12 protein-coding genes are annotated in these 12,533 nt (G+C 70.2%); 7 read left to right on the top strand and 5 right to left on the bottom strand.

The window, feature by feature from the left end; translation table 11 throughout:
- Positions 1–103 precede the first annotated feature (103 nt).
- On the bottom strand, positions 104–1,510 hold the full coding sequence (locus ACZ7L1_RS30490; RefSeq protein WP_471441618.1) for a family 2B encapsulin nanocompartment shell protein: 1,407 nt from the start codon (positions 1,508–1,510) through the stop codon (positions 104–106).
- 170 nt (positions 1,511–1,680) lie between these two features.
- On the opposite strand from ACZ7L1_RS30490, the gene ACZ7L1_RS30485 reads away from it, so the two are divergent.
- Positions 1,681–2,610, top strand: coding sequence for a 1-aminocyclopropane-1-carboxylate deaminase/D-cysteine desulfhydrase (locus ACZ7L1_RS30485; protein WP_471441617.1), 930 nt, complete (start codon positions 1,681–1,683; stop codon positions 2,608–2,610).
- Between the two features lie 27 nt (positions 2,611–2,637).
- On the opposite strand, the gene ACZ7L1_RS30480 is transcribed toward ACZ7L1_RS30485, so the two are convergent.
- Positions 2,638–4,233: a Na+/H+ antiporter gene (locus tag ACZ7L1_RS30480; protein ID WP_471441616.1), complete on the bottom strand. Its 1,596-nt coding sequence runs from the start codon at positions 4,231–4,233 to the stop codon at positions 2,638–2,640.
- A gap of 62 nt (positions 4,234–4,295) precedes the next feature.
- Here ACZ7L1_RS30480 and ACZ7L1_RS30475 point away from each other — a divergent pair, with 62 nt between their 5' ends.
- The 3 genes from ACZ7L1_RS30475 to ACZ7L1_RS30465 all read left to right on the top strand — a co-directional run bounded on the left by ACZ7L1_RS30475 (position 4,296) and on the right by ACZ7L1_RS30465 (position 6,341).
- On the top strand, positions 4,296–4,556 hold the full coding sequence (locus ACZ7L1_RS30475) for a UBP-type zinc finger domain-containing protein (protein ID WP_471441615.1): 261 nt from the start codon (positions 4,296–4,298) through the stop codon (positions 4,554–4,556).
- 274 nt (positions 4,557–4,830) lie between these two features.
- On the top strand, positions 4,831–5,244 hold the full coding sequence (locus ACZ7L1_RS30470; protein ID WP_103839295.1) for an ATP-binding protein: 414 nt from the start codon (positions 4,831–4,833) through the stop codon (positions 5,242–5,244).
- Positions 5,241–6,341, top strand: coding sequence for an RNA polymerase sigma factor SigF (locus ACZ7L1_RS30465; protein WP_471441613.1), 1,101 nt, complete (start codon positions 5,241–5,243; stop codon positions 6,339–6,341). Before ACZ7L1_RS30470 ends, ACZ7L1_RS30465 begins: the two co-directional genes overlap by 4 nt.
- A gap of 301 nt (positions 6,342–6,642) precedes the next feature.
- Here ACZ7L1_RS30465 and ACZ7L1_RS30460 read toward each other — a convergent pair whose 3' ends face one another.
- On the bottom strand, positions 6,643–7,095 hold the full coding sequence (locus tag ACZ7L1_RS30460; RefSeq protein WP_471441611.1) for a hypothetical protein: 453 nt from the start codon (positions 7,093–7,095) through the stop codon (positions 6,643–6,645).
- 137 nt (positions 7,096–7,232) lie between these two features.
- Between ACZ7L1_RS30460 and ACZ7L1_RS30455 the strand changes: the two genes are divergently transcribed.
- On the top strand, positions 7,233–8,201 hold the full coding sequence (locus ACZ7L1_RS30455; protein ID WP_471441609.1) for a diacylglycerol/lipid kinase family protein: 969 nt from the start codon (positions 7,233–7,235) through the stop codon (positions 8,199–8,201).
- A gap of 321 nt (positions 8,202–8,522) precedes the next feature.
- Positions 8,523–8,780, top strand: coding sequence for a WhiB family transcriptional regulator (locus tag ACZ7L1_RS30450; protein ID WP_003992873.1), 258 nt, complete (start codon positions 8,523–8,525; stop codon positions 8,778–8,780).
- A 211-nt stretch (positions 8,781–8,991) separates the two neighbouring features.
- Here ACZ7L1_RS30450 and ACZ7L1_RS30445 read toward each other — a convergent pair whose 3' ends face one another.
- Positions 8,992–10,458 carry a sensor histidine kinase gene (locus ACZ7L1_RS30445; RefSeq protein ID WP_471441701.1) on the bottom strand — a complete coding sequence of 489 codons (1,467 nt, stop codon included), beginning with the start codon at positions 10,456–10,458 and terminating at the stop codon, positions 8,992–8,994.
- A 423-nt stretch (positions 10,459–10,881) separates the two neighbouring features.
- Positions 10,882–11,580 carry a TetR/AcrR family transcriptional regulator gene (locus ACZ7L1_RS30440; protein WP_471441699.1) on the bottom strand — a complete coding sequence of 233 codons (699 nt, stop codon included), beginning with the start codon at positions 11,578–11,580 and terminating at the stop codon, positions 10,882–10,884.
- 178 nt (positions 11,581–11,758) lie between these two features.
- Here ACZ7L1_RS30440 and ACZ7L1_RS30435 point away from each other — a divergent pair, with 178 nt between their 5' ends.
- Positions 11,759–12,511, top strand: a complete 753-nt coding sequence (locus ACZ7L1_RS30435) for an SDR family oxidoreductase (protein WP_471441607.1) — start codon at positions 11,759–11,761, stop codon at positions 12,509–12,511.
- The last annotated feature ends 22 nt before the right edge of the window (positions 12,512–12,533 follow it).

Raw genomic sequence — 12,533 nt, 5'->3', positions numbered from 1 at the left:
CACATACCCGGAGGATCTACCCACGGTGACGGACGGAACACCGAGTGCCGCTTCCGGGCCGCGATCGAACGCGTCTCGTAGGCGGACGAGCCGAGGGGGAGCCTCACCTCCAGCGGCCGATCTCGACGTTCTCCAGGACTCCCAGCGCGTCCGGGACCAGGACGGCGGCCGAGTAGTACGCCGTCACCAGATAGCTGATGATCGCCTGCTCGTTGATGCCCATGAACCGCACCGACAGACTCGGTTCGATCTCGTCGGGGATACCGGACTGGCGGAGTCCGATGACGCCCTGGTCCTCCTCCCCGGTACGCATGGCGATGATCGAGGTCGTACGGGCCTCGGTGACCGGGATCTTGTTGCACGGGTAGATCGGCACTCCCCGCCAGGTGGGGATGCGGTTGCCTCCGATGTCGATGGTCTCCGGGACGAGTCCGCGCTTGTTGAGTTCGCGGCCGAACGCGGAGATCGCACGCGGATGGGCGAGGAACAGCTTGGTGCCGCGCCGCCTGCTGAGCAGCTCGTCCATGTCGTCGGGGCTCGGCACGCCGTCGTGCGGCTGCAGCCGCTGGTCGTACTCGCAGTTGCTGAGGAGCCCGAAGTCGGGGTTGTTGATGAGCTCGTGCTCCTGGCGCTCCTTGAGGGCCTCGACCGTCAATCGGAGCTGGTGCTCGGTCTGGTTCATCGGCTGGTTGTAGAGGTCGGCCACGCGCGTGTGGATGCGCAGGACGGTCTGGGCGATGCTCAGCTCGTACTCGCGGGGCGATGCCTCGTAGTCGACGAAGGTGTGCGGGATGTTCGGCTCACCGGTGTGGCCGGCGGCGAGGTCGATCGTCTTCTCGCCGTACTTGTTGGTGCGCTGGGCGGGGATCGAGCGCTGCCGCTGGAGGTGGTCGCGCAGCGACTGGGCCCGTTCCGCGACCTGGTCGACGTCCCGGCGGGGCAGGGCGAGCACCGTGCAGGCGGTGACAGCGCGGGCCGTGTACTCCCAGATGGCGTCCGGGTCGAGCAGCGCCTGCTCGCCGAAGTAGGCGCCGTCGGCGAGGACGCCGAGCACCGCGTCGTCCCCGTAGGGGCCCGTGCCGATCTTCTCGACCTTGCCGTGCGCGAGCAGGAACACCTCGTCGGCCTGACTGCCGAACTCTGCGAGCACGTCCCCCGGTGCGAACCTGCGCTGCTGGCAGCGCTGGGCGAGTTCGCCGAGCACGTCCAGGTCGTCGTACGCGCGCAGTGCGGGCAGCTCGCCCAGCTCCGCGGGGATGACCGCGACCTGGTCACCGGTCTTCACGAAGGTCACACGACCGTCGCCCACCGCGTAGGTCAGGCGACGGTTGACCCGGTACGTGCCACCCTGCACGTTCACCCACGGCAGTGTGCGCAGCAGCCACCGTGAGCTGATCTCCTGCATCTGGGGTGCGGACTTGGTGGTGGTGGCCAGGTTCCGCGCCGCCGCGGTGCCGAGGCTCTGCTGCGGCCTGTTCTCCTCGGCGCGGACCTCTTCGCCTACCGACATTGGTAATGCCCCTCCCGGTCATGCATCCGATCTGCGAGAACCAGCCTTCCATCACGCAAAGTGGTCGCACCATTACACGAAAGAGCGGGAATGGATCACGGCTGCGCTGGGCACTTGAGCGGGCGTTGCCGAGCGCCCCCGGCCGGTGGCCGGTGTTCGACAATGGCGGGGTGACCAGCCCTGACGCGCGGGACGACCGCGAAACGCCCGACCCGGCGACCGCGCTGCGCCCGCGCCTGCCGTCGCCGCTGCGGGAGGTCGAGGACGAGCGGTTCGCACGGTTCGGCGTACGGCTGCTGCTCAAACGCGACGACCTGATCCACCCGGACCTGGTCGGCAACAAGTGGCGCAAGCTCGCCCCCAACCTGCGGGCCGCGGCAGGCCGCCCTCTGCTCACTTTCGGGGGCGCCTACTCCAACCATCTGCGGGCCACGGCCGCGGCGGGCCGGCTGCTGGGACTTGAGACGATCGGAGTGGTGCGCGGCGAGGAGCTGGCCGACCGCCCGCTCAACCCCTCGCTGGCCCGGTGCACGGCCGACGGCATGCGACTGCACTTCGTCGACAGGTCGACCTATCGCCACAAGGCGGAGCCGGAGACGCTGACCGGCATCCTGCGGGCGGCGCACGCCGAGGAGGCGTACGTGGTTCCGGAGGGCGGCAGCAACTCCCTCGCCGTGCGCGGCTGCCGCGCGCTCGGTGAGGAGCTGCGCGGCCGGGCGGACGTGGTCGCGGTGGCCTGCGGCACCGGCGGCACGCTGGCGGGCCTCGCGGCCGGCCTGCCCCCCGGCCAGCGGGCGCTGGGCATCCCCGTCCTGAAGGGCGGCTTCCTGACCGCCGAGGTGACCGCCCTGCAGACCCGCGCCTTCGGCGCCCGCCGCGGCACCTGGTCCCTCGACGACCGCTTCCACTTCGGCGGGTACGCCCGCACCACCCCCGAACTCGAAGCGTTCGCGACCGACTTCGCCTCCCGCCACGACCTTCCTGTGGAACATCTCTATGTCGCCAAGCTGCTGTACGGACTGGTCGCGCTGACCCGGGAGGGGGCGTTCCCGAGGGGGACGACCGTGGCGGCCGTGATCACGGGTCGGCCCTTTCCCTAGGGGAGCGCCTGGCCCGGGCCCAGGGGCTCATGCCGTCTCCCGGTACGCGGCGGCCTCCTCCAGGTCCAGGCGGCGCAGCAGGGTGCGGAGCATCTCGTCGTCGATGTAGCGGTGGTTGCGGAGCTTGACGAAGACCTCCCGCTCCGCACCGATCATCTCCCGCGACAGCCGCCGGTAGATGTCGTCGACCGTTTCGCCCGTCACCGGGTTCACCGAGCCCAGCCGCTCCCAGACAGCGTTGCGGCGGCGCTCCAGGACGGTGCTGAGGCGGTCGGCCAGTGGCGGTGGCAGTGCGTTGCGCTCGTCCTGCAGGAGTTCCTCGAGGTGTTGCTCGGCGGCCCGGGACGCCTGCGCCTGTGCGTTCGCCTCCGCAAGCGTCTCCGCCTGGACGTCACGCCCCGGCAGGCGCAGCAGCCGGATGATCGGGGGAAGGCTCAGCCCCTGCACCACCAGCGTGCCGATCACCGTCGTGAAGGTCAGGAAGAGGATCAGGTTGCGGTCGGGGAACGGGCCGCCGCCGTGCACGGTCCGCGGGATCGAGAAGGCGATCGCGAGTGACACGACCCCCCTCATCCCCGCCCAGCCGATGATGAACGGCCCCTTCCACGTGGGGTCGTCCTCGCGTTCCCGGATGCGCCCGAAGAGGGCGCGCGGCAGGAAGGCCGCCGGGTACACCCAGACGAACCGGGACACGACGACCACCAGGAACACGGCCACCGCGTACCAGGCAGCGCGCCTGCCCTCGTACGGACCGAGCCCCCTGAGGACGACCGGCAGCTGCAGCCCGATGAGCGCGAACACCGCCGACTCCAGCACGAAAGCGACCATCTTCCACACCGCCTCCTCCTGGAGCCGGGTCGCGAAGTCGACCTGCCAGTTGTGGTAGCCGAGGTAGAGGGCGACGACGACCACGGCGAGCACTCCGGAGGCGTGCACCCATTCCGCGGCGCCGTAGGCGACGAACGGGATCAACAAGGACAGCGTGTTCTGCAGCAGCGCCTCCTTCAGGTGGGTGCGCAGCCAGTGGATCGGCATCATCAGCAGCAGGCCGATCACGACCCCGCCGACCGCCGCGAGCAGGAACTCCCGCACGCCACCCGACCAGGTCGCGCCTTCGCCGACCGCCGCGGCCAGCGCCACCTTGTACGCGGTGATCGCGGTCGCGTCGTTCACCAGCGATTCCCCCTGCAGGATCGTGGTGATCCGCGAGGGCAGGCCCACCCGCCTTGCGACCGCCGTCGCCGCGACCGCGTCCGGCGGCGCGACCACCGCACCCAGGACCAGCGCCGCCGTCAGCGGCAGGCCCGGCACGATCAGGTACGTCGCCCAGCCCACGGCCAGGGTCGCGAAGAGCACGTATCCGACGGACAGCAGGGCCACCGGCCGCATCTGCGCCCTGAGGTCCAGGTAGGAGCTGTCGGTGGCCGCGGTGTACAGCAACGGGGGCAGCACCAGCGGCAGGACGATCTCGGGGTCGAGGGTGTACTCGGGCACCCCGGGCAGGTACGAAACGGCCAGACCCACGGCGACGAGCAGCAGTGGCGCGGGCACCGGGGTACGGCGCGCCGCCCCGGCGACGGCCGCGCTGCCGGCGACCAGCAACAGCAGTGGCACCACGTTCATCGTCTTCCGCCCGCCCTCTTTTTCCGCGCCGCTTCCCGCGGACCCGTCGTAACCTGGCCATCATGAAACAGTGCAGGCACGGCGACGCGCTGCCGGACCCCGAGCCCAAGCCTCAGAGCGAGACCTGCCTGGAGTGCCTCGCCGCCGGTACGCACCCGGTGCAACTGCGTCTGTGCCTGGAGTGCGGGCACGTCGGCTGCTGCGACTCCTCGCCCCTTCGGCACGCCACGGCGCACCACGAGGCCAGCGGCCACCCGGTGATGCGCACTTTCGAACCGGGTGAGAACTGGCGTTGGTGCTTCGTCGACCATGTACTCGTGTGACCACGGACCGGCGCCCGTGTGACCCTGGATCCGGACGGTTGGCCGGTCCGACGTCCGGGTACGTCAAACCGGCGCGCGCTCTTCCCGATTGGTTCCGCCGGACCCCTAGCCACTGTGCGTATACGTAGGTTTACTATGAGTGACAGCAAGGGGCCGGGGTTCCGGGGACAGGTACGTTGAGAGCGCGATAGCGTCACCGCTGAACCACGAGGGGCGTTACCCCGGGGGGTGACCCTCGGCCCCCGAAACAGCTTGTACCACCTTGGAGGTGAGGGTGTCCCAGATCGCAGGCGAGCCCGCGACCCAGGACTTCGTGGAAGTCCGGCTGCCGGCTGCGGGTGCCTACCTGTCGGTGCTGCGCACGGCCACGGCCGGTCTCGCGGCCCGTTTGGACTTCACCCTCGACGAGATCGAGGACCTGCGCATCGCGGTCGACGAGGCCTGCGCGATCCTGCTGCAGCAGGCCGTGCCCGGCTCGGTGCTCAGCTGTGTCTTCCGGCTCATCGACGACTCGCTGGAGGTCACGGTCGCGGCCCCGACCACGGACGGCCATGCCCCCTCGCGGGACACCTTCGCCTGGACGGTCCTGTCGGCCCTGGCCGGCAAGGTCTCCTCCGCGGTCTCCGACGACAAGACCGTGTCCATCAGCCTCTACAAACAGCGCGGCGCGGGACCCGGGCCGGCGTGACGAACGGGGACGGGCCGGTGCGGGACGAAGAGCGCGGCACACGGAAGTTCTCCGCCGGGAGCGCGGGCGGCCCGGGCGGGGTGCCGCGCATGGCGGAAGGCGTGGACGGCATCCCCGAGCAGGCCCGTCCGCATCCGGAGGGCCAGGCGTCGGCGGTCATGGCACCCGTGCAGACGGGTCCGGCCGGGGCGGACGAGGCTCTCTCCGTCCGGGGCGGCGCACGACGGGATGCAGGCGGAGCCACGGGCACGTCCTCCGGAGGGCGGCGGACGACGGGCGGGACGATGAGCGAGCACGAGCGAAACGCTGAGCAGGGTGTGCCGGTCGGCGCACAGCACGACCCACAGGACCGCAGCGGCGCGCGGGCGATGTTCGTCGAACTGCGCAAGCTGAAGCAGGGCAGCCCGGAGTACGCGAAGCTGCGCAACCAGCTGGTTCGTATGCACCTGCCGCTCGTCGAGCACCTCGCGCGCCGCTTCCGCAACCGCGGCGAGCCGCTGGACGATCTGACCCAGGTCGCCACCATCGGTCTGATCAAGTCGGTGGACCGCTTCGACCCGGAGCGGGGCGTCGAGTTCTCGACCTACGCGACCCCGACGGTCGTCGGTGAGATCAAGCGGCACTTCCGCGACAAGGGCTGGGCGGTGCGGGTGCCGCGGCGCCTGCAGGAGCTGCGCCTGGCCCTGACGACGGCCACGGCCGAGCTGTCCCAGCAGCATGGCCGCTCTCCGACGGTCCACGAGCTGGCCGAGAAGCTGGCCATCTCGGAGGAGGAGGTCCTGGAGGGCCTGGAGTCCGCCAACGCGTACTCGACGCTGTCCCTGGACGTCCCCGACACGGACGACGAGTCCCCGGCGGTCGCGGACACGCTCGGCGCGGAGGACGAGGCGCTGGAAGGCGTCGAGTACCGCGAGTCGCTGAAGCCGCTACTGGAGGACCTTCCGCCGCGGGAGAAGCGGATCCTGCTGCTGCGCTTCTTCGGCAACATGACGCAGTCGCAGATCGCGCAGGAGGTCGGCATCTCGCAGATGCACGTCTCGCGTCTGCTGGCGCGGACGCTGGCGCAGTTGCGGGACAAACTGCTGGTGGAGGAGTAGGACGGCGGCACGCGGGGCTGACGGTCAGCGCGCCCCACGACGGCCGGGCGGCGTCCCGCCTTCGCGTCGGTTCGGGATGCGGAAGGCCGGCGACGGCGGCGGTGCCGGTGGGGTCGCCGCTGCCGGTTGGCGTCGTCAGGCAGGGAAAGTCGTCAGGCAGGGAAATCATCGCGCGCGGTCACGTACCCGGCGTCGCGACGCCAAGTCGGCGCGGCCGGACGTCGGCCACTCTCCGGTTGCTCCACGCGGCCGGGTGCCGGTCAACCACCTCTTCGGCTCCTCCCGCGGAGCCGGGCGCCGTCTACTGCTTCGGATCCTCCGCGCGACCGGGCCCGCGGATTCCGAGTGCCTGCGTCGTCGCCGGGTTCACCAGGAGCACCAGGGCCGTCACCGCGACGATCGCGAGCACGATGCCGACCGGGATCGCGACACTGTCGGCGCGGAGCAGGTTGTACGCCACCGGCAGCGCCATGATCTGGGTGATGACGGCGGGCCCCCGGCTCCAGCCGCGCCGCAGCAGCAGACCCCGCGCGGCCAGCAGCGGAAGCAGCGCGAGCACGATCAGGGTGATGCCGAGGGTGACGGCCTGCTGACGGTCGTCCGGCGCGCCCGTGAGGCCGAGGACGAGCGTCCAGACGCCGCCCGCGACCAGGGCCAGCCCCTCCAGGCCGGCCAGCGCCGCCGCGGCGGTCAGCCGCGTGGGGCGGGGCCCGGCTTGGCGGGTCTCAGGGGTGGGGTTCTGCTCAGCGCTCACCCCTGAAGGGTAGCCCTCGGCCCGGTCACCGCCGCCGACGCCTGCCGCCCCGCTGTGCTCAAGACCACTCCCGGTCCTCTTACCGGATCCCTACCCGGACTAGGGCCGAGTACCGCCCAGTAGGTACGCTGCACACCATGCGTGCACTTCTCGTGGTCAATCCGGCGGCAACCACCACAAGCGCACGTACCCGTGATGTGCTCATCCACGCGCTGGCGAGCGAGATGAAGCTCGAGGCGGTGACCACCGAGTACCGGGGGCACGCCCGGGACCTCGGCCGGCAGGCCGCGGAGAGCGAGGACATAGACCTGGTCGTGGCGCTCGGCGGCGACGGCACGGTCAACGAGGTCGTCAACGGTCTGCTGCACCACGGCCCCGACCCCGACCGCCTCCCCCTGCTCGCCGTGGTGCCCGGCGGCTCGACCAACGTCTTCGCCCGCGCCCTGGGCTTGCCCAACGACGTCGTGGAGGCCACCGGCGCCATCCTCGACGGCCTGCGCGAGCGCCGTGAGCGTGTGGTCGGCCTCGGTCTCGCGGAGGGCACCCCGGGCACCGAGGACGAGGCCGTGCCCTCCCGCTGGTTCACCTTCAACGCGGGCTTCGGCTTCGACGCGGGAGTGGTGGGCCGGGTGGAGCAGCAGCGGGAGCAGGGCAAGCGGTCCACCCATGCGCTCTACCTGCGCCAGGTGGTCCGTCAGTTCCTGGACGAACCGCATCGCAGGCACGGCACGATCACCCTGGAACGGGCGGGTGAGGAGCCGGTGACCGATCTGGTCATGTCCATAATCTGCAACACCGCGCCCTGGACGTTTCTCGGCAATCGTCCCGTGTACGCCTCACCTAAGGCCTCGTTCGATACCGGCCTCGACGTGCTGGCTCTCAGCCGCCTTTCGACGGCCTCGGCTGCCCGGTATGCAACCCAGTTGCTCACTTCGTCCCCCGAGCGCGGACCCCGGGGCAGGCACGTGGTCTCGCTGCACGACCTGAGCGGCTTCACCTTGCATTCGAAGGCGCCCCTCCCCCTACAGATGGACGGCGACCACCTTGGGGTGCGTACGAGCGTGACGTTCACAGGCGTACGCCGTGCACTGCGTGTGATTGTGTGAGCAGAAGGGGCGAAAGTCCTTTCACTCGAACGTTTAGGCCAGGATCCACCCCTTGGAAGTACGGCTGTGACCTAGTCGACACCAAGGAATCAAAAAAAACTTTCCGGAAGGGGTTGTATCCGCCGCTGAGGTTTGCGAGTCTCTACGTGGCGCTCGGGACAGCCCGCAACACCGGCTTCCATCGAGAGTGCTCGAACCCCTCCTCAATCCACAGGACCACGTCAGTGAGTCTGACGATCGGCCCTTCACTTGTTGAGGGATTCGTGAAAGCGTTCACATTCACAAGCAATCTGCATGTAATACCAAGGAGAGGTAGCAGCCATGGACTGGCGTCACAACGCCGTTTGCCGCGAGGAAGACCCCGAGCTCTTCTTCCCCATCGGCAACACTGGTCCTGCGCTGCTGCAGATCGAGGAAGCCAAGGCCGTCTGCCGTCGCTGCCCGGTTATCGAGCAGTGCCTGCAGTGGGCGCTCGAGTCCGGCCAGGACTCCGGCGTCTGGGGTGGTCTCAGCGAGGACGAGCGCCGCGCCATGAAGCGCCGCGCCGCCCGCAACCGGGCCCGTCAGGCCTCCGCCTGACACACCCGCCCCGACGAGCCTGAGCTTGGCGGCGCGTACAGCGAGTACGCTTCTCCCGCCCCCGAGCCGCAGCGCGCAGTCGCTAGCAGCAGCTGGCACCAACGAGCTTTAGCCCCGGACCACTTGGTGGTCCGGGGCTCATTGCTGTGGGGACGATGCCGTGCGGGGCCGGGGGACGGCGACGTCCGTACTGGCTCGCCGCCGCCCGGGCTCACTTCTGCGCACGGACCGGGATGTCCAGGATCACGCGTGTGCCTCGCCCCGGGGCCGGGACCATGTCGAACGTCCCGCCCAACTCGCCCTCCACCAGCGTCCGTACGATCTGCAGCCCGAGGTTGCCTGCGGTCTGGGGATCGAAGCCCTCGGGCAGGCCCACCCCGTCGTCCTGGACGGTGACCAGGAGGCGCGCCTCCTTCGTCGTACCGCCGCGGACGGCCGAGACCTCGACCGTGCCGGTCTCGCCCTGACGGAAACCGTGCTCCAGCGCGTTCTGCAGGACCTCGGTGAGCACCATGGCCAACGGGGTGGCGACCTCCGCGTCGAGGATGCCGAAGCGGCCGCTGCGCCGGCCGGTGACCGTGCCGGGCGAGATCTCCGCGACCATGGCGAGCACCCGGTCGGCGATCTCGTCGAACTCCACGCGCTCGTCCAGGTTCTGGGACAGCGTCTCATGAACGATGGCGATCGAGCCGACCCGCCGCACGGCCTCCTCGAGGGCCTCCCTGCCGCGGTCGGACTCGATGCGGCGGGCCTGCAGTCGGAGCAGGGCGGCGACCGTCTGGAGGTTGTTCTTCACCCGGTGGTGGATCTCCCGGATGGTCGCGTCCTTGGTGATCAACTCGCGCTCGCGGCGCCGCAGTTCGGTGACGTCCCGGAGCAGGACCAGCGAGCCGATGCGCGTGCCCTTGGGCTTGAGGGGGATCGCGCGGAACTGGATCACCCCGTCGTTGGCCTCGATCTCGAACTCGCGCGGCGCCCATCCGCTGGCCAGCTTGACCAGTGCCTCATCGACGGGCCCCTTGGTCGGGGCGAGTTCCGCGGTGGTCTTGCCGAGGTGGTGGCCGACGAGGTCGGCGGCGAGGCCGAGCCGGTGGTACGCCGACAAAGCGTTCGGTGACGCGTACTGGACGATGCCGTCCGCATCGAGACGGATCAGGCCGTCACCGACGCGCGGTGAGGCGTCCATGTCGACCTGCTGGTCGGGGAACGGGAAGGCGCCGGCCGCGATCATCTGGGCGAGGTCGGAGGCGCTCTGGAGGTAGGTGAGCTCCAGGCGGCTCGGGGTGCGCACGGTCAGCAGGTTGGTGTTGCGGGCGATGACGCCGAGGACGCGCCCCCCGCAGCGTACGGGGATGGACTCGACCCGGACCGGGACCTCCTCGCGCCACTCCGGGTCGCCCTCACGCACGATCCGGCCCTCGTCCAGGGCCGCGTCCAGCATGGGGCGGCGGCCGCGGGGGACGAGGTGGCCGACCATGTCGTCCTGGTAGGACGTGGGGCCGGTGTTGGGGCGCATCTGCGCCACCGACACATACCGGGTGCCGTCGAGAGTGGGCACCCACAGGACCAGGTCGGCGAAGGAGAGGTCGGACAGCAGCTGCCACTCCGACACCAGCAGATGCAGCCACTCCAGGTCGGAGTCGCTGAGGGCGGTGTGCTGGCGGACCAGTTCGTTCATGGAGGGCACGTGTGCGAGGGTACCCGGGCGTTCGGACATCGATCGAAATCGGCCGGTGCAGGCGTCCTGGTACGACCCGGCGGGCAGGCGGTTCCGGGTGCGGCACTCGTACGGCCCCCGAAAGCACCCGCGGGCCGCGGCGCCTGGGAGGGACCCTCAACCCTCCCGGCACCGCAGCCCGGAGCATCAACGGCCGCGGGGTGTGCGGTCCCGGTCGGCCGAAGGTCGAGGAGCCGGAGCAGTCAGGGCAGAGAGCGCCGGTTCCTCGGTCCGCCTTCCTGTGCGGGGAAGGCGGGGCTTGTGGCTTTACTTACTTTACCTAGTATTGGCGGCCTGGTGGACTAGACCACGCCGACGAGGCCATGGTGCCTGGGTCTGAGGTGTGTGTCCATGCGTTGGAGGATGTTTGTTGTTGTCTCTTTATCAGACATCCACGCCTTCACGCATCCGTCCCGGCCGCCCCGACGGCCCACCTGGAGCGTAGTCCCCGTCAGTTCGCGCGTGGGGCCAGACGGCGAGGGCGACCTCGGCGAGTGCTTCCAGTTCCTCCCGGGTGGCCCCGTCGCGCGCCTGCTGGGACATGCCCTGAATGATCGCGCCGACGTACCGGGCGAGTGCGCGGGCGTCGGTACCGGCGGGCAGCTCACCGGTGGCGGCTGCGGCCCGGATACGGCTCTCGAAGGCGTCGATGTTGGCGTTGCGCCGCGCCCGCAGGGACTCCTCGATCTCCGGCGTCGTGCAGTTGGCGGCGGCGTGGATGACGAGGCAGCCGTGCGGGTGCCCGGCGGCGGTGTAGATCTCGGCGGCCTCGCGGAGCATCCGCTCGATCGCGGCACGAGCGGTGGGCTCCTCGGCGAGGGCGCGGTCACCGAAGGATCCGTACCGCTCGCCGTAGACGCCGACGACCTCCTCGAAGAGCGACCGCTTGTCACCGAACGCCGCGTACAGGCTCGGCGCGCCGATACCCATGACCCGGGTCAGGTCGGAGACGGAGGTGGCCTCGTAACCGTGCTCCCAGAACGCGAGGAGGGCCTTTTCGAGCGCGGTCCCACGGTCGAAGGAACGGGGGCGTCCGCGAGGGCGGGAGGACCCGGAACCGCCACGCGCCGACGTCGACCGCATCGCGGGCTCGCCCTCGGTCGCGGCCCGCGTCGATCCACCGGGTAGCGGTTCTGCCTGTCGGTCGCTGTCCTGGCTCTCCACCATGGGGTGGATTTTATAGCGGATGCTAGAGAAATTGCCCCGCCCTGCAGTACGGTCTTTTCTGTATCGACCGCTAGGGAATGGGAGGGGTGTCGGCATGGGCGTGCTCGCGGGGAGGACCGCGCTCGTCACAGGGGCGAGCAGGGGCATCGGCCGGGGAATCGCCGAGCGGCTGGCGCGTGACGGTGCGCGGGTGGCCGTGCACTACGGCCGGAACGAGGCGGCGGCGAAGGAGACGGTCGCAGCGATCGAGGCGGCCGGCGGTTCCGCGTTCGCGATCGGCGTCGAGCTGGGGCTGCCGGGCGACGCCCAGGCCCTGTGGGAGGCCTTCGACCGCCATGCGGACGGCGTGGACATCCTGGTCAACAACGCGGGCATCGGCGGTGCACGCCCGCTGTCGGAGATCGAGGAGGAGGAGTACGACAAGGTCTTCGCGGTGAATGTGAAGGCGCCGTTCTTCATCGTGCGCCGCGGCCTGGACCGGTTGAGGGACGGCGGTCGTGTCATCAACATCTCCTCCGGTCTGTCCAGGACCGCGGCGATGCCGCAGCAGATCGCCTACGCGATGACGAAGGGCGCCCTGGACGTCTTCACCCGCGACCTGTCCAAGGTGCTGGGCCGTCGCGGCATCACCGTGAACTCGGTGGCCCCCGGGATCATCGACACCGACAACACCGCCGAGTTGCTGCACGACACGCAGGACGGCGCGGCCTGGGCCGCCTCCATATCGGCACTGGGCCGCGTGGGCACCACGGCGGACGTCGCCGACGTGGTGGCGTTCCTGGCCTCCGACTCCGGCCGGTGGGTCACGGGCAGCTGGGTGGACGCGACGGGAGGTTCCCTGGCCTAGGGCCTCCCGCGGACGTCCGGCA

The sequence above is a fragment of the Streptomyces sp. NPDC107546 genome (assembly GCF_055639175.1).
Note: the sequence above shows the minus strand (reverse complement) of the source record. Positions and strands in the feature narration are given on the sequence as shown.

Bases quoted from the DNA above. Each gene is read 5' to 3' on its own strand.
- ACZ7L1_RS30490 (WP_471441618.1), bottom strand. From the start codon at position 1,510: ATGTCGGTAGGCGAAGAGGTCCGCGCCGAGGAGAACAGGCCGCAGCAG.
- ACZ7L1_RS30480 (WP_471441616.1), bottom strand. From the start codon at position 4,233: ATGAACGTGGTGCCACTGCTGTTGCTGGTCGCCGGCAGCGCGGCCGTC.
- ACZ7L1_RS30475 (WP_471441615.1), top strand. From the start codon at position 4,296: ATGAAACAGTGCAGGCACGGCGACGCGCTGCCGGACCCCGAGCCCAAG.
- ACZ7L1_RS30455 (WP_471441609.1), top strand. From the start codon at position 7,233: ATGCGTGCACTTCTCGTGGTCAATCCGGCGGCAACCACCACAAGCGCA.
- ACZ7L1_RS30450 (WP_003992873.1), top strand. From the start codon at position 8,523: ATGGACTGGCGTCACAACGCCGTTTGCCGCGAGGAAGACCCCGAGCTC.
- ACZ7L1_RS30445 (WP_471441701.1), bottom strand. From the start codon at position 10,458: ATGAACGAACTGGTCCGCCAGCACACCGCCCTCAGCGACTCCGACCTG.
- ACZ7L1_RS30440 (WP_471441699.1), bottom strand. From the start codon at position 11,580: ATGCGGTCGACGTCGGCGCGTGGCGGTTCCGGGTCCTCCCGCCCTCGC.
- ACZ7L1_RS30435 (WP_471441607.1), top strand. From the start codon at position 11,759: ATGGGCGTGCTCGCGGGGAGGACCGCGCTCGTCACAGGGGCGAGCAGG.